The sequence below is a fragment of the Legionella sheltonii genome (genome assembly GCF_026191355.1).
Lineage (GTDB): Bacteria > Pseudomonadota > Gammaproteobacteria > Legionellales > Legionellaceae > Legionella > Legionella sheltonii.
The window spans coordinates 50,886-71,101 of record NZ_JAPHOQ010000005.1; the positions used below are offsets into that span (position 1 = coordinate 50,886).

The window sequence follows — 20,216 nt, forward strand, 5'->3', positions numbered from 1 at the left end:
TCGTTTGCATCATGCCCGAATTATCTGCTCCTAAAAGTACTGCGATGAGCCAGAGCGATATGGCTCAAGATAAACTGAAAGGTTTGCAAAAAGCGAAAATAGATGAAGATCGATTTTTCCAAGAGTTATTTCTATTTTTACAAAGAATGCTGGCTTCAATTTTAAACCTTCAAGTCGATCCTAAAGCTGAATTAACTGATCTTGCTAAAGATTGTGGCTACCAAGACCTGCCTACCGCTTTAAATTCTGCAAAAAATGCACGTGGACAGTCCCCATTAACTCAAGCATTGCAAAACCAGGATTTCTCTTTGGCGCAAACCTTACTTAATTCAGGCGCAAAATATGATGTTCGATCAATGGATGAATATGATATTGCAATTAAAAGCCAGCGAGGCCAACAGGCGCTTCAACAAAAGACCATCACTCCTCCTGAGGGGGGGTATCAATCTCGTCCAGATAAATTGCATAAAGTTAAAGAATTTGGTCTGGTTCTTGGCATCGTCATGGAAAGTGTCGATAAAACGTCTTCTCAACGCGCGCATATAGGTCCTACTTATCACATGATGTCCGATGCCATAAGGGAGTATAGCCAAGGCAGTAATAAGGAGCCTACAAAAAAAGACTTTACGCAAATTAAAGAGGCCTTCGCTTTTGCAAATAAAGAAGCCAATTTTGAATTCAGCACCCCTAAAGGAAGCCCTAAAGCAGGAGCCTCACTTTCTGAGCGAGTACAAGAAGGCAAAGTAACCTCAGTCCCCATCAATTGTAAGGGACATGCTATGGGGTTATCTTTTGTGCCGGTTGAAGGAAATCCTGATAAAACTTATTTAGTTTTCACCAATCGCGGGGAGGGGGCAAAAGGAAAGTATGGAACGCAAATTTATGAGGTAAATACCAAGGATGTTACTCCTGACTTTATAAATAACGTAATGAGTGGGCATGATAAAGGGTTATCACACGGACAAGTCATGGCGGAAATCCAGAAAGTCACTCAAGGTAAAGAACCAATAAGCACTATAACTCAAAAACCGCAATCATACGATAATTGTACTATAGCAAATACCCGCGCCAACATTCATGGGGTTCTGCTATGTCAGGAAGCAAATCGCAGAGGCGGCTTTGAGAATGTGACTCAAGATGTTAAAGATGAAGTCAAAGGGCGTTATAAAGAGTTTACTAGTGATATGAGGGATAAAACAGTCCAGAAATTGGAAAGGGGAATACAAGACAATCCAGATGATCCTGATCTAAAAGCCTTGGCTAAAGGGTTTTTGCAAAAACCTAATCATAAGCATTCGGATATACTCCAATCTGCCGTTGCTGAAGAGATCCCCATGAATTCTCTCAAATCATGAATTTGCTTTATTTTTAAGAAAAAGTACCGAGCACGCATTAGCCTTTAGGTTGACAACTCGAACTAGAGAGATCAGAAATGCCTCGGATAAATTCAGACATTTCGATGGGTTCCTGGCCAATCTTTAATGCGCTACGGACAAAATTAGCCGCCTTTAATACCTCTTCCAGATTGTATTTTTTTAATTGAATCGAATGTAAATAAGCAACAAAAAATTCTGTTTTTAAATTTCCAGTGCCTTTACCCATACCCGCTAATGATGCATCGATAAAACGTACCCCGGAGTCCATTGCTGCTAAGGCATTCGCTTGTGCTAAACCCAGATTGTCATGAGCATGAAATCCAAAGGGGAAGGGGTATTTACTAGTGTATTGCTCATAAATTTTTTGAGTACGAGACGGTAATAAACTACCATTTGAATCGGCAAAATAGATGATATCGGGTTCATATTCACTTATTTTCTGGATCGAATTAGTGAGTTCATTGTCTTGGTAATAAGAAATATGCATCAGATTGACCGAAACATTCATATCGGCATTTTTTATCATTTGGATTTTAGGTAGGGCAGAAGCAAGTTCATTTTTAGCAATACAGATTCTTAATAAATCAACACCACACTCCTTTAATTCCATCAGATTTTTTTGAGTGAGGTTATTTGGGAAGACCATGACGGCCATTTTAGCTTTTTGCATTAACGATCGACAAAGAAGCAGGTAATCTCTTTTACACAATCCTGCTCTACCTACAGTGGTAGGAGCTAACATCTCATTACGATAGCCAATTTCAATATATTCAATGCCCGAGTTATCGAGTGGGCCAATGATTTTTTCTAAATGCATGTCTTCGAAATGAAAATTAGTGCGGTGCCCCCCATCTCTTAATGAGGCATCTAAAAGCATGATCGAATCGTTCATATAACTCCTAAGTACGGGTATAAAGCATACCTGTTCTTAAAATTAGTATAGCTAAAATTAGAGTTGATGGAAGACTTTCTATAGAAGTAGAGGAATGGCAGGAAATGATGTTAACCTAAGCAGCTAAATCTACAGAAATAACACATGGTTCTGGATTTTTTTATGAATCTATTGCTGATATTCTTTAGCTCCAGCAATAATTAATTTGTAAACCCGCTCACTGATAATGCCCTGTTCAAACTTCGCTTTGGCATCCCAGGTCATCAGTTGGCCTTTTTGGCGTACTAACTTACGTGTAGCAGAGGTTACATCATTCGGATCGCTTTCAAGTAAAATATCTCGGACTTCTTCATCAAATACCAGATATTCTCTTAAGGCAACTCGTTTTTCGTCTACGGTAGGTACCAGTTTTTGCCAAATACATAATCGAATCGTTTCCAAAATATCAATCGTTCTTCCTAAACGTTCTTCGCCAGAGAATGAGGTGACTAGACGGCGCATGGTTTCGGCAACACCCGAGGTGTGCAACGTTGTGTATACTGGATGTCCAGTAAGAGCAGCTTCTAATGCAGCACTGATTGTTTCTGCATCCCGGCACTCACCTACCATAATTAAACGTGGCTTGCGACGTAAAGCGTTTCTTACTCCATCAGCAAAACTAGGCAAGTGACGAGGGATTTCTGACTGACTTACTACAGCGGATATGGTTTCAATTTCATCATAGACAAATTCGATTGGAGATTCATAGGTCAATACTTTACGGTTTGAATCTTCGGTTTCAATTAAGTCACGAATAATAGAGGCCAATAGGGTCGATTTACCTGAACCCGTTGCTCCTGTTATAAAAACGATTCCTTCTTGAGGAGCAATTGCTTCCAGCACATTATCGGGTAGATTCATCGTCTCAAGCCTCGGAGGCGTGGTAGGAATCGTTCTTAAAGTAATCTGGATTGCATCATGGCCTTCCACAAGACAGGCTGTTCCATTGACACGGTAACGGTATCTGACCCCGCGATTCGGGCGGAATTCATAGTGAGTATCAATATCTTTACCTGAAAGAAGCTGGGTCGTGGCATTAGGACCATAGATTGCATTAATTAAATCACCAAGTTCCGTGTTGGATAAACGACGATTCGTTATGCGTAAGAGTTTTCCATAAACTTCTGCATAAATGGGTTCTCCTGTTTGAATGGTAATATCCGAAGCATTTAAACGCTCTGTATGCTCCAACATTTTATCCATAAACAGTGGAGTAAAACGCGTTGGCTCATCGGGCATTAAATATGTTTTATTATTCATACAAATCTTAGCGAATTCTATTGTTGTCGTTAATTGGGGCAATCGTAGGTTGCCAGGATTTATCCGTTATTATAATTTTAGAACGATTTGCCAATTTTTCCATATTTTTAAATTGTTCGAGTGCATTTTCATCTTTAGAAACCGCTGCTCGCCATTGTTCGCTATTTATATTCAGTGCTGGCAATGCTGTAATTCTTAGAACCCTATCATCGATATGAATTTCGGACGCGTCGCCGGTGATTCCCAAATCGGTGTGAGAGACAAACGGTGGGGATACCATATTCATTGCTAATAATTTCCTGTAAAGGATCATGCCACCAAAATCTTCTTTAAGACGGGCAATGTTCTCCTCAAGAATAGTATTGGCTTGATCAATACCATTTTTCCAGCCTTTAGCTACATAAAGACACCACATCTTCTTCTCTACCTTGGTCTTAGGCAGTAGGGTATAGTGCGGGTATTCCGGTTTGACATAATCCAGCCATAAGTATTGCCGCCAAGTGGGAGGTGTCGTAACAAAATGAGCTTGTTTTGCAACTCGATAGGAACGATCGGAAATGCGTATCGTTTGTGCATCAGCAAGATTAAGGGTATTTCTTCCTTCTAATAATACTGGAGGTAGGATGTTGTGCTCTAGGATCAACGAATTAAAATCATAAATCGTATCGAGTCTGCGAGATTCTCTTATAAGATGCTCATCAATGACCTTTGCGCGAGCAGCCAAACCTGCTTGAGCCCCAAGGCTTAAAGCTGTTTCTCGTAGTGCTGTTTGACGAATTCTACCGTTTTGTCTCTTATTTCTTTCCTTTTGGTTTACATTAGCCATGGCTTGTAGCCCGGCTAATGAGGTAGTGTCACCCATATATTTTGATGAGTGACATCCAATGAGTAAAGCAGACAATACAACTATTAAACTAGGAATAAATTTTGGCATAGCGCAATTCAACAACCTGACTGTTAGGATAGACGTGAATATTGGCTTTTTGACCAGCTTGGTAATCAATATCACGCAGGATTTCAGCTAAACTTTGATCTTTAACATTAAGGCTAATTAAAACGGGAATTGAAGGAGCCTTTCCTAAAACGCGGAGCCTGAAATGCGCTGATTTCGCAATGCGGGCAGTTAATTCCTCAATAGGACCAGACCAGTCCACACTTGCCCTGGCTTGTAAATTATACGCATTAGGTATGGTCAGTGTATTATCTACAGGTGGTGGTAGAATTACTTTTTCAACGCGCGCCATTTCATGCATGGAATCGCTTACAGATACCGCCGCCTCTGCTAATTTAATTGTAGCATCATCACTAGGATTGTTAACCGGTGGTTTTTTAAAGAGAACGCCACCATGTTTACAACCGGAAAGCAGGATTGAGGCAATAAACAGCATGACAAGCTTGTTGTTCATTCAAATATTCTTAAATGTCTGGAATTATTCGTTTGATTGAAACAGGAGCTAGGCTCCTTGTCAAGCCTATCAATGAGGAATTATATCAATTTAATGATGTAAAAAATTAATTGAGTTTCTCAAATAACGCATAGACAACTTGTCCCGCTTGTTTTAGTTTTATTTGCTGCCACTTTTTTTCATCCATGTGAATCTTCGTAGGAGACTCCACATAAACAAGGCCCCCAGGTTTGAGAATATTACTTTGCGCTATAGATGAAATACATTGAGGAAGATAGGTTTGCGCAAAAGGAGGATCCAGAAAAATAATATCAAATTCTTCTTTACTGTGCTCAAGATACTGTACCGCATCGGTTTGGAGTAGTTTGAGCTTCGGATCGTTAAATGAGGTGATTATTTTCTGTAAATTGGCATGGGCCTTGGGAGCTTGCTCCAGAAAAACAACGTGTGCAGCCCCTCGAGAAAATGCCTCCAGACCTAAAGCACCACTCCCTGCAAAGGCATCCAGGCAGTGTGCTTCTCTGATGTCATGCATAAGCCAATTAAATAAAGTCTCACGCACGCGATCTGGGGTGGGGCGCAGGCCTTCTATATCTGGAAAATGTATTTTTTTTCCTCGATATACCCCTCCTATGATGCGCACGACCTGCTTCATGATTTACCCACTGTAACCAATAACAATTTATCGGGATTGACTTGCTGTTTGAATGCCTGCTTCACTTGCTCACTGGTTATTTCATTGATCCGAGCAGTATAGGTATCAAGAAAATCTTCCGGTAAATGATAAAAATTCATGCGCAATAAGAGGCTTGCAATACTGCGATTACCGGATAAAGAAAGTGGGAAACTTCCAGTCAGGTATTGTTTTGCTGCATTCATCTCTTCATCAGTTGGACCCTTATCAATGAAGGCGCGCAAAACACTCTGAATCACATCTAATGTTTCCTGCGTTTGTTTGTTTTTGGTCGATAGGCTGATAAGAAAAGGTCCATATCCTGACATAGGAGCAAACTGACTTTCTATACCATAAGTTAAGCCACGTTTTTCCCTTACCTCTACAGCAAGCCTTGAAACTAACGCACCACCTCCCAAAATATAATTTCCTACAATGAGAGGAAAATAATTTGGATTATGATGATCAATACCGACCTGGCCGAGGCGAATCATGGTTTGCGATGATGGAAATGGAATATTTATTGTTTCTGCCTTGGTTAGTTGGGAGGCTTTAGGAATCGGTGGCGCTGCTTGTCCTTCTGGTAGCTCCTGAGTCAATTGATCGGCAAGCTGATGTGCTGCTTGACTATCAATTGCGCCCACCATAACTAAAATAGCATTTTTTGCTACATAATAGCGTTTATTAAACTCAATAACTTGGCTTTTACTTATCGCATTAACCGTTTCCATTGTCCCACGAACAGGATGTGCATAGGGATGCTGTTGGTATAAAGCCTGGAAAAAACGAAGCTGGGCTACGTCTTCAGGTGATTCTTGACTCTGTTCGATGCTCATCAGTTGTTGTTTCTTTTCTCTTGAAAAAGCCGCATCTGGGAAATCCGGATGGTTAATGATTTGAGTGAAGGTATTTCCCGCTTTGTTCATCGCTTCTTGGCTAACTAAAGTCCTAAGACTAAATACCACCATATCTCTGTTGATTTCGACCTTATATTGAGCGCCTACATCAGCGAGCGACTCAGCTATTGCTGTTGCGCTTTGGCCAGCATTTCCTTGATTCATCATGCTGCTGGTTAAGGCACTGAGTCCATATTGGTTTTCGTCGTAGGACGATCCTGCTGCAAAAGCGATGCTGACATCAAGCATAGGAACTTCCATAGCAGGATAAAAAACAACCCGAACTCCATTTTTAGTGATCCATTTTTCAGTTTTGAATACACTCGCTGTCGCTGTTTGTGACAGTCCAATCGTTATTGCCAAAATACACGCGCTAAAAATTCTCATGGTGCCACCTTTTGTGTTTTAGGTTCTAAGATTGCTGTAGTCATGTTCTTTTCTTGAAAATAACGTTGTGCTGTTTGCTGAATTTGTTGCGGTGTAATTGCATTGATTGCCTGGGAGTAATCTTTGCTTTTTTTCCAACCCACACCGATTGTTTCTAAAAGGCCTAATTCCGAGGCTTGTCCGAAAATAGAGTCTTTTTCAAAAGTTTTTTGTGCAATGATTTGATTTTTAATGCGTTGTAATTCAATCGCACTCACTGGATTTTTTTTCAAGTCATCGAGCTCATTAAGAAGGCCACTTTGTAAATCATTAATTGTATGATTTTGGTTAGGAGAACCATAGACGATGAACTGAGTTTGATATCTTGTGTAGGGGTTATAATAGGTATCTGCGCCATTCGCAACATGCTTGCCGCGAATGAGGTTTTTAGAAAAACGAGCGCTGTCCCCCGCGTCTAAAATTCCAGCGATGATTTCTAAAGCATAAGGTTCATAGGCTTCTTTTGCTGTGACCACACTGGGGACTGAATAACCGATCATGAGTAAAGGTAATTTTGCTGCAGCTTGAATATGAACAATCTTCTGACCTAGCTCCGGAGGCTCTTTTTTTAATTTTCGTTCAGGTATAGGCTGTTTGGGCAAAGCGCCAAAATAATTTTCTGCTAAAGCACGAACCTGTTCTGGGTTAACGTCCCCTACAACCACCAAAGTTGCATTGTTGGGTGCGTAATACTTTTTATACCATTCCCTTAGGTCTTCTACGGTCATCTGTTTCAGATCACTCATCCAGCCAATAACCGGATGATGATAAGGAGCACTTAAGTGCGCGGTAGCCAAAAAACGTTCGAAGGCAAGTGCCTGTGGATTATCATCGGTGCGTAGACGACGCTCTTCCTGGATTACTTTAATTTCTTTGGCAAATTCATTCGCATCAAGAAGTAAATGATTCATACGATCTGCTTCCAATTCAAAGCTGGTGGCAAGCTTTGAAGCATCCGTTTTTTCAAAAAAAGCGGTATAATCATTATTAGTGAATGCATTCGCTTGGGCACCAATTTCAGCTATGGTTTTGGAAAAGACGCCTAAAGGATATTTTTCAGTACCTTTAAACATCATATGTTCCATGGCATGTGATATGCCTGTAATTCCACCGGGTTCATCTGCGGAGCCGACGTTATACCAAATCATTGATACGGCAATTGGAGCTCGATGATCTTCTTTAATTAAGATTTTTAATCCATTATTCAAGATAAACTCTTGAACTTGGCTAAAGGTCTGGCAAGATAGTACCATGAGTAAAGTAAAGAGTATTTTGCGCACAACTTAACCTCAAAGTAAAAAAGATGATAGAATTTCATATTTTTCAGGATTTGTATACTATATGATTAAATGGTTTAAGCGAAGTCATGATTCCACCTCTGCAGAGGCCGATCAGTCACAAAGTGTTACTGACTCGATGCCTGACGTTCCTGAGGAAGTAATTGAACAGGGACAAGAGCCTGCAAAAGAGGGGATTTTTGCACGTTTCAGGAAAGGATTGAGTAAAACACGCCATCAGCTAGGTGATGGAATTGGGCGATTACTGCTCGGTAAAAAGGAAATCAGCCAAGATTTGATGGATGAGCTAGAAACTCTTTTGATCAGCGCTGATTTAGGTATGGAGACCACTCAAGCTGTATTAAAGCAGTTGGCCGAAAGCTTAGCTCGTAAGCAGTTATCAGATGGGAATGCTGTTTATGATGCGCTGAAATTTCATTTACAAGCAATTTTGAGTCAAAACAGCCACCCTTTAACTTTAGAAACAGCAGATCATTCTCCATTTGTTATCTTGATGGTTGGAGTCAATGGTGCTGGTAAAACCACTACCATAGGAAAACTGGCGAAACAATTTCAGCAGCAAGGAAAGAAAGTCATGTTGGCTGCGGGAGATACTTTTAGAGCCGCGGCAGTGGAGCAGTTGCATGTTTGGGGCGAGCGTAATGACATCCCCGTGATTGCCCAGCATACCGGAGCAGATAGTGCCTCGGTGATTTTTGATGCATTGCAAGCAGCAAAAGCACGGAAAATAGATATTTTAATCGCTGATACCGCGGGTCGGTTGCATACGCAGGGCAATCTAATGGATGAGTTAAAGAAGGTAAAACGAGTTCTACAGAAGCTTTGTCCAGAGGCTCCTCATGAAACGATGTTGGTATTGGATGCAAGCATAGGGCAAAATGCTTTAGTTCAGGCTCGACAATTTCACGAAGCTGTAGGGCTGACGGGGATTACCATGACTAAATTGGATGGCACCGCTAAAGGTGGGATTTTGTTTGCCATTGCGAATGAATTAGGAATACCCTTTCGTTATGTAGGGATTGGTGAAGGGATAGAAGATTTACGACCCTTTGATGCAACACAATTTGTTGGTGCACTATTCAATGATCACATTTGACCAAGTAACTAAACGTTATCCAGGTGGTTTTGAAGCGTTAAGTCAAGTGAATTTTTCCTTACAAAAAGGAGAAATGGTTTTTCTTACTGGGCATTCAGGAGCAGGAAAAAGTACCTTACTCAAATTAATTGCTCTTTTAGAATGGCCCACTTCTGGTCAGTTAACCGTCAATGGATTGCGTTTGAATCAGTTGAAAAAGCGCGATGTTGCGGCGCATCGCAGTCAATTGGGAATTACTTTTCAATCACCTTACTTACTGAATGATCGTACCGTATTTGACAATGTCGCTTTACCGTTACAAATTCAGGGTATGCCCTCTCCCATGATTGCCAAAAGAGTGCATGCTGCCTTGGATATGGTGGGATTATTAAGCAAGGAAAAAATGCTTCCTGTCCATTTATCTGGTGGAGAGCAGCAACGCGTGGGGATTGCTCGTGCTGTTGTACATAAGCCCTCATTATTATTGGCTGATGAGCCTACAGGAAATCTTGACCCCAAACTTTCCACGGAAATCATGACTATTTTTGAGCAGTTTAATCAAGTGGGCGTTAGTATATTAATTGCCACCCATGATTTGGCATTAATTGCCGGAATGAAACATCGTATTGTCATGCTAAAAGGGGGACGAATGTGTTAAAAAAAGCACAAGCAATCCTTTCTTATCATCTGCAGGCGGCGGTACAAAGCTTAAATTTATTATGCCGCAAACCATTGGCAACGATGATGACTTCTATAGTGATCGCTATTGCCTTAGCTTTACCGGCTCTCTTTTGGGTATTTTCAGATAATGTTGCTAAATTAACTGCAAGCTGGCAGCGTGGCGGGCATATTTCTCTTTATTTAAAACCCGGTTTATCTGAAGCAGAACAACAGCTTGTTCTGCAAAAAGTCCGTGAGACGGACGGTGTAGCCCATGTTTCCTTAAAATCCTCTACCGATGGATTATCGGAATTAACCCAGCAAGAGGGGATGCAGGATATTATGCGTTATCTTCCGGAGAATCCTTTGCCGGCATTGATCGATGTAGTACCGGCGTTAATCATAGATTCACCGGCTAAATTGGATTTATTAGCACGACAGTTGCAAACTCTATCACAGGTAGACAATGCAAAAGTTGATATGGAGTGGATAAGTCGCTTGCATGCCGTCTTAGGATTTGCCGCTAAGTTTGCAGACGCCTTACTGGCTTTATTGGCAATGGCCGTCATTATGATTGTTGGCACTACCTTACGCTTGGCACTTCATAGCCGACAAGAAGAAATCCAGGTTTTAAAGTTAATTGGTGCAAAAGATCCCTTTATTCTAAGACCTTTCTTGTATTCAGGTGTTTGGTATGGCGCATTAGGCGCTGTTTTTGCTGTTTTTATGGTGAATATTTTTATTTTCAGTCTAGGCTCAGCGGTAAATCAGTTGGCAGTTGCTTATCAAATGCACTATCCGTTAACAGGCTTGTCAATGCGTCAGATCTTGCTACTTGTTTTATTTGCAATTATACTAGGGTGGATGGGGGCACGTTTATCTGTAAAACGTCAATTGGCTTCCATTGAACCACAATTGTAAGGTTTCGTCTTATTTTTCACCTAATTTCTATTGCGAAATGTTAGAGGAAAGAAGTATGAGTCAATATTTGCAACTTGCCGAAATGAATTTACCTGTGGGCAGTCTTGATTCTTACATTCACAGGGTTAATCAAATTCCTATGTTATCCTTAGAGGAAGAGATTGCTTATGCTGAGCGTTTTCATTCTGAAGGAGATCTTGAGGCTGCGCGATGTTTAGTTCTTGCTCATTTGCGTTATGTTGTTCGCGTTGCTCGCGGTTATTTGGGATATGGCTTGCCTCTGAACGATTTAATTCAGGAAGGTAATATCGGATTGATGAAGGCGGTCAAACGATTCGACCCGAAGATGGGAGTACGTCTTGTCTCCTTTGCTGTGCACTGGATAAAAGCAGAAATTCATGAATTCGTTTTACGCAATTGGCGTATTGTTAAAATTGCTACAACTAAAGCACAGCGTAAGTTATTTTTTAATCTCCGCCAAATGAAAAATCGTTTGGGATGGATGAGCCGTGAAGAAGTGAGTGCGGTAGCAAACGATTTAGGCGTAAGTTGTGAAGATGTTTTAGTCATGGAGCAGCGCCTGAATGCAATGGATACCCCTTATGATGCTCCTGATGCAGATGATCATGATGAATTTTATACGGCGCCTGAGCGTTATTTGTTCAATGCAAATGATGATCCTTCCGTCTTGTTAGAAAAAGAAAACACAGGCGATCAAGGCCGTGAACATTTGATGCTTGCGCTAGAGCAATTAGATGAGCGCAGCCAGGATATTTTACAACAACGTTGGTTAGCTGAAGATAAGCTGACGTTACATGATTTGGCTAAAAAGTATGGCGTATCTGCAGAGCGGGTTCGACAGCTTGAAAAAAATGCAATGAAAAAATTGCGACAATATATAGAAAATCTTTAATACAGGTGTGTCGGGCCTTACCCGACACACAGTGAGTCCCTTAAGATTCATTCTGCTGAGCAAGCTATTAGCCTCCAAAGCATAACCTCTCGCTTATGTTGCTAATCGTTTATTCCAAAAAGTCACTTACCAAGCGTTCTACTCGCTCATCCAATAATACACTCACGTGATTTGCTTCTGGAAGGAGGCAAAGTTTGGCATCTGGATATTTTTTACAGAATTCGATCGATTCTTTAGTACTAATCGTTTCGTCGAGCTCCCCATGAATGCATAAGAAAGGGATATTTGGTGATTGGGAAATGAAATGGTGAAGACGGACCAGTTTAATGTCGAAGCGCGCTTGCTGCTTCATCACTTGGCGTAAATACAAGTACCCGTGTCCACTCAGTTTAAACTTTTTGGCAATGTGGTTAACGGGGCTGCGCATTTGTGTGGGTGATGCAATTAAAATCGCACGTTCAGGTTTATATTGTAATTGCCATTCGGGCAGTTGACCTGCCACGTTCAGGGTATTGAGTAACATAGAACCGCCAAAAGAATGTCCAATAACTGCATAGAAAGGACCGTATTGATTGATGGTATCCTTCAAAATAGCAACCGCATCAGTCCAAGGCAGCTGTAGCCCTTTAGCTTCACCATGAGCAGGAAAATCAAGAGCGTATACTTCATATCCTTGTTGATGTAACACATGGATTAAGCGAGCCATGTATGCGGCGCGAGATATCCATCCATGGGTGATCAGGACTTTTCTTCCTTTTGAATTTTTCTGTGGGGCAAAACGATGCAATACATGATGGCGTGGGAATTCATTATGTATCACTTCGGTGCGTCTTCCTTCGATAAACTCACAAGCCAATTTTGCAAAATCTCGATATTCTTTTTCCAAAGGAAAAAATATAGGTGTAATAAATGCCTGATAACACAGTTGGGCGTGTAAAATGTCTCGTACATGGATTAATGATGAAGTGATCATAATTATATCCCCTTCAGAGTTTTACTTTAAGTTTAGTATAAATTATTGTCTATTGGTTTTTTTTAATCTTTGTTTAGCGGGTAATGTGGAGATGGATGACAAAAAAATCATGCAAAATGGACGATGGGCAGGGGAAGGCGACAGGGTCAGATAATCGTGAACGATTAAATAATACTTAATTTATTTCATGACTTTATCTCTCTAGCCCAATTTTATAAACTAGGCCTCAAAACAATTTAATGGCTTATTTAGGGAACTACAATGCATACTTTAAATCATATTTATCAAGATAACGGACAGGAATGTCATGGCTTTATAGCTTATGATAAGGCACTCGCTGGCCCACGTCCTGCAGTATTAGTTGTTCATGATTGGACCGGCCGTAATGAGTTTGCCTGTGAGAAAGCAAAGTTATTAGCTCAAATGGGTTATGTTGGTTTTGCTGTAGATATGTATGGCCACGGCCGACTTGGTTCCACTACAGAAGAAAAACAAGCGCTCATGAATCCCTTGGTTTCTGAACAAAAATTATTACGACAACGCATTCAAGCAGGATTGACGGCTGCGTGTTCTATGTCAGAGGTTGATAGTAAACGAGTTGCAGTTATTGGCTTTTGCTTTGGAGGCTTGTGTGCGCTCGAGTTGGCGCGTTCTGGAGCTGATCTTAAGGGGGTAGTAAGTTTTCATGGCTTGTTGCATAAACCTGGCAGCTTAAAATCTGAGCCAATTAAAGCCAAAATTTTAGCCTTGCATGGTTACGATGATCCTATGGTGCAGCCTGATCAGGTACATGAATTTTGTAACGAGATGAACGAAGCAAATGTAGATTGGCAAATGCATATGTATGGCCATGTGCAACATGCATTTACTAATCCGCTTGCGCATGATAAGCAATTAGGGACTATCTATAATGAGGTTGCTGCGCAACGCTCCTGGCAATCGATGACCGACTTCCTACAAGAAATTTTTAAATAGGGCTCCTTTTTCTTCTAAATAAAGAGGACCTTGGAAAATTGGCTTAGATGAAACGAAGAATAATTGACGGATTTCAGAACTTCTGGCTTCGTTTCATTAAGATTCCATATCATTGTGTTTTAAATGAGATACTATGGAGAGTGGAACCGAGAATAAAATTAAAAAAAATTATTTCAAATGGGCTCGATTGTAATTCGACAAACAATTATAATCCCGAAAAATAATCTTGCTTCTGTGTTTTTTTCCATAAGCCTTTTACTATTGATGTTAAATATAATATATTGAGAATATAGGTTCTTGCTCGCTTCTTTTTTATTAAAAATAAGCAATTAAATCAATTAAACTGTGGAAAAATGGCGCAATTAGTAGGAGTCAACCAATTTGAGTTTTTCACCCGGTTATAACACTATGCTATTGCATCATTTTTTTGAGCAGTCCGTTGATAATTATTCAAGCAATATCGCTTTGATTTGTGATAACGCATTCATTTCTTATCAAGAATTAGAAAATCGCGCCAATCAATTAGCCCATTTTCTTTATGAAAACAAAATATCCAAGGGGAGTATTGTCGGCATTCTATTCGAACGTTCTATAGAATGTTATGTTGCGATACTCGCTACGCTAAAAACAGGCGCAGCTTATGTGCCTATTGAAGTAGATTATCCAGATGAACGGATTAACTACATTTTTTCTGATCTACCTTTTGATGCTGTTTTAACTTCTTCCCTGCAATTGGCCCAAAAAAAACTGGCATGGCCAACTACTTATGTGATTGACACACTTGCTGAAGAAATTTCGAAACGTCCCACACAAAGATTAATTCAAGATGATTTGAGTCCTGATGACTTGTGTTACATCATTTACACTTCAGGCTCAACAGGAAAGCCTAAAGGCGTGGAAATTACGCAACGCAGCATTTGTCACTATGTGCAAACTGCAAGTAAACTTTATGATATAACCAGTGATGATAAGGTATATCAAGGATTTTCTTTAGCATTCGACGCTTCTTTAGAAGAGTTTTGGATGGCCTTTGCGAATGGTGCCGCTCTTATTGCGTGCACTGCAAAAGAGGTGCGTTCCGGTTTAGGTTTAATTTCGTTTTTACAACAACATCGCGTCAGTGTTTTTTCAACAGTGCCTACTCTGTTGTCGTCTTTAGAGGGGCAATTGCCTGATCTGCGGCTTTTAATTTTAGGCGGGGAAGCGTGTTCTTCTGCTTTAGTCAAACGGTGGAGTAGAGACGGACTGAGGATCGTCAATACATATGGTCCTACTGAGGCAACGATTATTGCAACTTATGCAGAATGTCATCCCGACAAAGAAATCACTATTGGCCAGCCATTACCCGGTTATGAAGTGCTTATCCTTGATGAGCAATTGCGAGAGGTAGCGGATGGTGAGGAAGGTGAATTGTGTATTGCAGGAGTTGCTTTGGCTCGTGGTTACGTCAATCGGCCGGAGAATACAGCAGAAAAATTTATCTTAAATCCAGCAAATAAGAATCAGCGCTTGTATCGAACAGGAGATTTAGTTTCCAGAGCACCTAATGGTGACCTGCGTTTTGTCGGGCGTGTAGATGATCAAATTAAATTACGTGGATTTCGCATTGAATTAAACGAAATTGAAACGGTGATCATGCAATATGCGGGAATTAAGCAGGCAGTGGTTGGTTTACATGCATTGGAGCAACCTACATTAGTTGCTTATTTGATCCTCGATACAAATCATGTTCTTGATGTAAATGAACTGAAACACTTTTTAAAATCTCGGTTACCCGATTATATGTTACCTGCATTAATCGAAACCCTGGAAGCATTTCCAGTCTTAGCGAGTGGTAAAGTAAATCGGAAGGAACTCCCTAAACCCACGCAACAAAAGACCGAGACAGATTATCAAGAACCTAAAACAGAATTGGCTCGGGAAATTGTTCTTGCCTGGGAAAAAGTATTTGATTGTAATAATATTTCCGTAAATGCAGACTTTTTCTATGATTTGGGTGGGCACTCATTACATGCGGCGAAAGTGATCTCAAACTTACGCAAAATACCTGCCTTAAAAAATATCTCAATTCTTGATTTATATAAAAATCCAACAATTAGTCAGTTGGAACAGAAATTTAGTGCGCTTAATGCCAATCCCCATGTAAGCGAAGAGCAAGTGGCTAAGAAGAAGTACAGAGCACCTCAATGGAAGTATTATTTATGTGGTGTTGGTCAATTTTTTGGATGTTTATTGCAATATGCAGTAGGTACTTTACAACTATTGGCTGTTATTTTGTGTTATAGCTGGGTGAGTTCTGAGTATTCGATTATTTCTAGAGAATCACAACTGGCGTTTTTAGCTTTGTTTTTATCCATGCCCATCATTTCGTTATTTATCACGATCTGTTTGAAGTGGATTTTACTTGGCCGGGTGAAGCCTGGTGAGTATCAGCTTTGGGGGTGGTTTTATTTTCGTTGGTGGTTAGTACAAAGACTGCTCAAAAATTTGTTTTTAGCTAAATTTTTGGTCGGCTCACCGTTAGCGGCTATCTATTATCGATTGTTAGGCGCCAGAATAGGAAAAAATTGTCATTTGGGCTCTATGCAGGTTTCTGCACATGATTTATTAACTGTAGGAGACAATACTTCTATAGGTTCTGATTGCAGACTTAATGGCTATATAGTTGAAGATGGCTGGTTAAAGATTGGCTCTATCAACATAGGCAATAATTGCTATGTCGGCTCACGTGCAGTGGTGGGTTTGAATACACAGATTGAAGATAATGGGGTTTTGGATGACATGTCCATGCTTCATGATCAAGGTTTAATTCCTCAAGGATCCTATTTTGCTGGTTCTCCTGCATTGGCTGGCACTGCCCCTGCTGACCATGTTACCCGTAAAAAAATTGCAGTTGAAGAATCGACGATGTTGGAAAATACCCTGTTTGGTATTTTGCACTATTTAGGCGTTGTTTTTGTGATGGTGGTGTATTACTTATGCTTAATCCCATCCATCTCTTTGATTAGCTATTACTATGATCAAAGCCATTATTTTACCACGATGTTTTTTGCCATACCTTTAGGAGCGATACTCTTTTTAGGATTGTATTATTTATGCATAGTAATCTGTAAAAAGATCATTATGGATAAGATAAAACCTGGCGAATATCCTTTGAAGAGTTTTTATTATTTCCGCCATTGGATTATGGTGAAATTATTAGACGGCGATGAAATCTCAGTGATGGCAGATACCTTGTACTTGCCTATGTTTTTACGCCTGTTGGGTGCAAAACTCGGTAAAGGCGTCGAGCTGGGAGAGACCCCTCATATTATTCCTGATCTGGTAACCATTGAGGAAGGTGGCTTTGCCGCCAGTTCAGTCGCGTTGGCGTGGCCCAGCGTGTGTAATGGTTTTATTTCTTTTGCTCCTGTAACTGTTGGAAGAAGAGCTTTTGTAGGTAATGTAAGTTTATTACCAGCAGGTAAATCAATGGGGGAAGGTGCTTTATTAGGATGTTTATCTGTGACACCACCAGGAGACAAAGCAACAGAGCCTTATTCTGCTTGGTTGGGTTCACCAGCTGTCTTTTTGCCAAAACGCGAATTATTTGTTGGTTTTTCTGATAAGGATACATTTTATCCATCTAAAAAACTGTACTGCATGCGTTTAGCCATTGAGTTTATGCGAATTATTTTACCGTCAACTTTTTCATTAATTGCATTATTCAATATGCTTTATGTTTTAGACTATATGTTAAGTGAATATTCTTGGTTTACTACCGCGTTAGTTCTACCACCAGCCGAAATGTTCTTTACAGTCTGCCTCGTTGGAGTGTTGGTTGCTCTTAAATGGTTGATGTTGGGTAGATTGAAGCCTTTAACCAAACCGATTTGGGATCCTTTTATTTGGAAAAATGATGTTATTGAGTACTCTTATAACTACTATACAAACCCCCATTTAACGAATAAAGTTTTGGGAACTCCTTTCGCACTTTGGATACATCGTTGTCTTGGAACTAAAGCGGGTAAAAGAGTTTTCACCGACAGTGCTGAGTTTTCAGAATTTGACCTAATTACTATAGGCAATGATGTATGTATTAATGCAGAGACCATCATTCAAACCCATCTTTATGAAGATAGAATATTCAAAGTCTCTAATGTGACGATTGGTTCGGGTTGCAATATAGGGGTAGGTTCAATTGTTCTCTACAACACCCTAATGGAAGATAATTCTTGTTTAGGAAGTCTTTCTTTATTAATGAAAGGGGAGCGTTTACCTGAAAATACTCATTGGGCTGGTATTCCTGCTCAATCAACAGCGCTTGGAACCCAATATCAGCAAGTTGCACCACAGCCGGCGATTACGGAAGAAGTTCCTGGCGACGCAATTCCAGAGTTATTGTAGCCTGGTTGCTTGCAACCAGGAATTTCTAGAAGGTCTCCATTGAGGCCCTTGAGGTTTTCTTAGCTGTATGAGCAAACTTATTGAGCAATAGCGGATGTGCAGGCAATAATTCGCTTAATCGATTAAAATTCGACGGGTTGTATTAAATACTTTAGTCTTTATGAAGGATTAATTGGAATAAAAAACCTGGGTTTCGCTGCTGCTTAACCCAGGCTACATTTTTGAAAGTGCTCAAAATTATTCTAAAGAATAATTATCAATTAACCGGATCTCATCAATTCGTATTGCAGCAAAACGACGATTTTGATGCTCTTCAACATATTCTACAGCAATGCCTTTTGCAGTTAATCGTTCGATGATTTGTGCACAGCTGAGCTCTTTTTGTTGAAATAGTGCGGCAAATTGTTCCGCTAATGCTTTTTGCTCCTTATTGAGTCGATTATTGCGGGAACTGTAAGCCAAACCACTTACTTCACGAATGGTGGGACAGGCTTTAATTTCTATATCCATAAAAAAAGCCTTAACCATTCCTAGAATTAATAGGTATTGTTGATAATCTTTTTCACCGAAATAAGCTCTATGCGGTTTAACCAGGTTGAATAACTTCATTACTACCGTTAATACTCCATTAAAATGCCCTGGCCTATGTTTTCCTTCCATCAGTTGGCAAAGTTGATTTTCTTGCACCTGGTAATTGTATTGATCCGCATACATAGAGTGTTCATTAGGAAGAATACAAAAATCAACGCCAGCATCTTCCATAATCTTAAGATCTGCTTCTAAAGTGCGGGGATAATTCTTAAAATCCTCTGCTTGATTAAATTGCGTCGGATTGACAAATAAGCTTGAAACAGTATGTTGATTTTCCTTTTGGCTCGCTACAAATAAAGAGGCATGCCCTGCATGTAAATTACCCATTGTTGGTGCAAAGCCAAGATTGAGTGAGGGAGATATTGTTTTACGAAAGCTTATCCATTCATCAAGGTTGTGGAAAATTTGCATAAGTTGCTCCTACAGATTTAACCCTATTAGTAAAATGATTCAATACCGTTTTAATTAACGATCGATATAAATATCGTCCTTATTGAACAACATAAAAGGCACTTATATGCCTTTTATGTCGGATTCACGTGAATTAAAATGAATGTTCAGTAGTTGGGAAACTCACTTGCTGTACCTGTTGTGCATAGGCATTTAAGGCATTCAGGAGAATGTCCTTACCTTGGATGAATCGTTTAACAAACTTTGGATTAAAATCAGTTTGTAAACCCAACATATCATGCCAAACAAGGACTTGACCATCAGTATCAGAGCCTGCCCCAATACCAATAGTAGGTATAGCCAATGACTGAGTTATGGTATGTGCTAATTGTTGGGGTACACATTCGATGACAAGAGCAAAGCAACCGGCTGCTTCTAAATCAAGTGCTTGTTGGATTAGTCGTTCTGCTTGTTCTTGATTTTTTCCTTGTACTTTATACCCACCCAATTGATGAATGGACTGAGGTGTTAAACCGATATGGCCTATAACAGGAACCCCTGCGTTGACTAAATAGGAAATGGTATTACAGGTATCTGTATCTCCCCCTTCAATTTTCACTGCCTGTGCCCCGGCTTGTAATAGGCGTTTTACATGTTCAACAGTTTGAGCCATTGAGGTTTTATGGCTTAAAAAAGGGAGATCACTGATTAAAAATTGCTGTGTTAATCCACGTGCTACAGCTTGGGTATGCAGTATCATCATCTCTATAGTCGCCATGATTGTTGTTTCATGGCCATGAACGGCCATAGCTACCGAATCGCCAACGAGAACGCAATCAATATTGGATTCAGCTACAATGCAGGCGGATGGATAATCGTAGCAGGTAATCATGGAAATTTTTTGTTGTTCTTCTTTTTTACGTTTAAAATCATGTATTTTCATAATGCTTTACCCCTTAATACAATGAAGCAAGCATAATGATGAAAAGCGAGACACACTCTAGGTACCTGTCGCATGGATCAAGTCCTCCAAAAAAGTTAAAAAAAAGTCACCGCCAACATGGGT

17 protein-coding genes are annotated in these 20,216 nt (G+C 40.1%); 7 read left to right on the forward strand and 10 right to left on the reverse strand.

The features are described 5' to 3' along the window. The first annotated feature begins 11 nt into the window (after window positions 1-11). Window positions 12-1,355, forward strand: a complete 1,344-nt coding sequence (gene ankD, locus OQJ26_RS06680; protein WP_265703108.1) for a Dot/Icm T4SS effector AnkD/LegA15 — start codon at window positions 12-14, stop codon at window positions 1,353-1,355. A gap of 37 nt (window positions 1,356-1,392) precedes the next feature. Here ankD and OQJ26_RS06685 read toward each other — a convergent pair whose 3' ends face one another. The 7 genes from OQJ26_RS06685 to OQJ26_RS06715 form a co-directional block, all read right to left on the reverse strand. Then, a complete protein-coding gene (locus tag OQJ26_RS06685) occupies window positions 1,393-2,268 on the reverse strand; it encodes a beta/alpha barrel domain-containing protein (RefSeq protein ID WP_265703109.1) in 876 nt (291 codons plus the stop codon). 168 nt (window positions 2,269-2,436) lie between these two features. Next, window positions 2,437-3,567: a Dot/Icm type IV secretion system ATPase DotB gene (gene dotB / locus OQJ26_RS06690; RefSeq protein WP_028380733.1), complete on the reverse strand. Its 1,131-nt coding sequence runs from the start codon at window positions 3,565-3,567 to the stop codon at window positions 2,437-2,439. 7 nt (window positions 3,568-3,574) lie between these two features. Next, window positions 3,575-4,501 carry a type IV secretion system DotC family protein gene (locus tag OQJ26_RS06695; RefSeq protein ID WP_265703110.1) on the reverse strand — a complete coding sequence of 309 codons (927 nt, stop codon included), beginning with the start codon at window positions 4,499-4,501 and terminating at the stop codon, window positions 3,575-3,577. Further along, window positions 4,482-4,973 (reverse strand): type IVB secretion system lipoprotein DotD, encoded by a 492-nt coding sequence (gene dotD, locus OQJ26_RS06700; protein ID WP_265703111.1) that lies wholly within the window; start codon window positions 4,971-4,973, stop codon window positions 4,482-4,484. The genes OQJ26_RS06695 and dotD overlap by 20 nt, the downstream gene beginning before the upstream one ends. A gap of 106 nt (window positions 4,974-5,079) precedes the next feature. Further along, a complete protein-coding gene (rsmD, locus tag OQJ26_RS06705) occupies window positions 5,080-5,628 on the reverse strand; it encodes a 16S rRNA (guanine(966)-N(2))-methyltransferase RsmD (protein WP_265703112.1) in 549 nt (182 codons plus the stop codon). Further along, the gene (locus tag OQJ26_RS06710) at window positions 5,625-6,929 is read right to left on the reverse strand and encodes a M16 family metallopeptidase (protein WP_265703113.1); all 1,305 of its coding nucleotides are present in this window, start codon (window positions 6,927-6,929) and stop codon (window positions 5,625-5,627) included. Before OQJ26_RS06710 ends, rsmD begins: the two co-directional genes overlap by 4 nt. Further along, complete coding sequence (locus tag OQJ26_RS06715) at window positions 6,926-8,248, reverse strand: M16 family metallopeptidase (RefSeq protein ID WP_265703114.1); 1,323 nt, start codon at window positions 8,246-8,248, stop codon at window positions 6,926-6,928. Before OQJ26_RS06715 ends, OQJ26_RS06710 begins: the two co-directional genes overlap by 4 nt. A gap of 136 nt (window positions 8,249-8,384) precedes the next feature. Here OQJ26_RS06715 and ftsY point away from each other — a divergent pair, with 136 nt between their 5' ends. The 4 genes from ftsY to rpoH are packed head-to-tail and all read left to right on the forward strand — an operon-like array spanning window position 8,385 to window position 11,835. Next, a complete protein-coding gene (gene ftsY, locus OQJ26_RS06720; protein WP_416209949.1) occupies window positions 8,385-9,362 on the forward strand; it encodes a signal recognition particle-docking protein FtsY in 978 nt (325 codons plus the stop codon). After that, a complete protein-coding gene (gene ftsE, locus OQJ26_RS06725) occupies window positions 9,349-9,999 on the forward strand; it encodes a cell division ATP-binding protein FtsE (RefSeq protein WP_265703116.1) in 651 nt (216 codons plus the stop codon). Before ftsY ends, ftsE begins: the two co-directional genes overlap by 14 nt. Further along, entirely contained in the window at window positions 9,993-10,922 is a 930-nt protein-coding gene (gene ftsX / locus OQJ26_RS06730; RefSeq protein WP_265703117.1) for a permease-like cell division protein FtsX, read from the forward strand. Before ftsE ends, ftsX begins: the two co-directional genes overlap by 7 nt. Window positions 10,923-10,977: 55 nt before the next feature. Further along, window positions 10,978-11,835 carry an RNA polymerase sigma factor RpoH gene (gene rpoH, locus OQJ26_RS06735; protein ID WP_265703118.1) on the forward strand — a complete coding sequence of 286 codons (858 nt, stop codon included), beginning with the start codon at window positions 10,978-10,980 and terminating at the stop codon, window positions 11,833-11,835. A 109-nt stretch (window positions 11,836-11,944) separates the two neighbouring features. On the opposite strand, the gene OQJ26_RS06740 is transcribed toward rpoH, so the two are convergent. Next, window positions 11,945-12,808, reverse strand: a complete 864-nt coding sequence (locus tag OQJ26_RS06740) for an alpha/beta hydrolase (protein ID WP_265703119.1) — start codon at window positions 12,806-12,808, stop codon at window positions 11,945-11,947. Between the two features lie 261 nt (window positions 12,809-13,069). Here OQJ26_RS06740 and OQJ26_RS06745 point away from each other — a divergent pair, with 261 nt between their 5' ends. Then, window positions 13,070-13,783 (forward strand): dienelactone hydrolase family protein, encoded by a 714-nt coding sequence (locus OQJ26_RS06745; RefSeq protein ID WP_265703120.1) that lies wholly within the window; start codon window positions 13,070-13,072, stop codon window positions 13,781-13,783. Window positions 13,784-14,164: 381 nt separating this feature from the next. Next, window positions 14,165-18,169 carry a Pls/PosA family non-ribosomal peptide synthetase gene (locus OQJ26_RS06750; protein WP_265703121.1) on the forward strand — a complete coding sequence of 1,335 codons (4,005 nt, stop codon included), beginning with the start codon at window positions 14,165-14,167 and terminating at the stop codon, window positions 18,167-18,169. Window positions 18,170-18,406: 237 nt separating this feature from the next. Here OQJ26_RS06750 and panC read toward each other — a convergent pair whose 3' ends face one another. Continuing rightward, window positions 18,407-19,171, reverse strand: coding sequence for a pantoate--beta-alanine ligase (gene panC / locus OQJ26_RS06755; protein WP_265703122.1), 765 nt, complete (start codon window positions 19,169-19,171; stop codon window positions 18,407-18,409). A gap of 133 nt (window positions 19,172-19,304) precedes the next feature. Beyond that, window positions 19,305-20,093 carry a 3-methyl-2-oxobutanoate hydroxymethyltransferase gene (gene panB / locus OQJ26_RS06760; RefSeq protein ID WP_265703123.1) on the reverse strand — a complete coding sequence of 263 codons (789 nt, stop codon included), beginning with the start codon at window positions 20,091-20,093 and terminating at the stop codon, window positions 19,305-19,307. Window positions 20,094-20,216: the final 123 nt, after the last annotated feature.

Excerpts from the sequence above, each read along its gene's own strand:
- ankD (WP_265703108.1), top strand. The coding sequence starts at position 12 with ATGCCCGAATTATCTGCTCCTAAAAGTACTGCGATGAGCCAGAGCGAT.
- OQJ26_RS06695 (WP_265703110.1), bottom strand. The coding sequence starts at position 4,501 with ATGCCAAAATTTATTCCTAGTTTAATAGTTGTATTGTCTGCTTTACTC.
- OQJ26_RS06745 (WP_265703120.1), top strand. The coding sequence starts at position 13,070 with ATGCATACTTTAAATCATATTTATCAAGATAACGGACAGGAATGTCAT.
- OQJ26_RS06710 (WP_265703113.1), bottom strand. The coding sequence starts at position 6,929 with ATGAGAATTTTTAGCGCGTGTATTTTGGCAATAACGATTGGACTGTCA.
- rsmD (WP_265703112.1), bottom strand. The coding sequence starts at position 5,628 with ATGAAGCAGGTCGTGCGCATCATAGGAGGGGTATATCGAGGAAAAAAA.
- panB (WP_265703123.1), bottom strand. The coding sequence starts at position 20,093 with ATGAAAATACATGATTTTAAACGTAAAAAAGAAGAACAACAAAAAATT.
- rpoH (WP_265703118.1), top strand. The coding sequence starts at position 10,978 with ATGAGTCAATATTTGCAACTTGCCGAAATGAATTTACCTGTGGGCAGT.
- ftsE (WP_265703116.1), top strand. The coding sequence starts at position 9,349 with ATGATCACATTTGACCAAGTAACTAAACGTTATCCAGGTGGTTTTGAA.
- ftsY (WP_416209949.1), top strand. The coding sequence starts at position 8,385 with ATGCCTGACGTTCCTGAGGAAGTAATTGAACAGGGACAAGAGCCTGCA.
- OQJ26_RS06740 (WP_265703119.1), bottom strand. The coding sequence starts at position 12,808 with ATGATCACTTCATCATTAATCCATGTACGAGACATTTTACACGCCCAA.
- OQJ26_RS06685 (WP_265703109.1), bottom strand. The coding sequence starts at position 2,268 with ATGAACGATTCGATCATGCTTTTAGATGCCTCATTAAGAGATGGGGGG.
- dotB (WP_028380733.1), bottom strand. The coding sequence starts at position 3,567 with ATGAATAATAAAACATATTTAATGCCCGATGAGCCAACGCGTTTTACT.
- panC (WP_265703122.1), bottom strand. The coding sequence starts at position 19,171 with ATGCAAATTTTCCACAACCTTGATGAATGGATAAGCTTTCGTAAAACA.
- dotD (WP_265703111.1), bottom strand. The coding sequence starts at position 4,973 with ATGAACAACAAGCTTGTCATGCTGTTTATTGCCTCAATCCTGCTTTCC.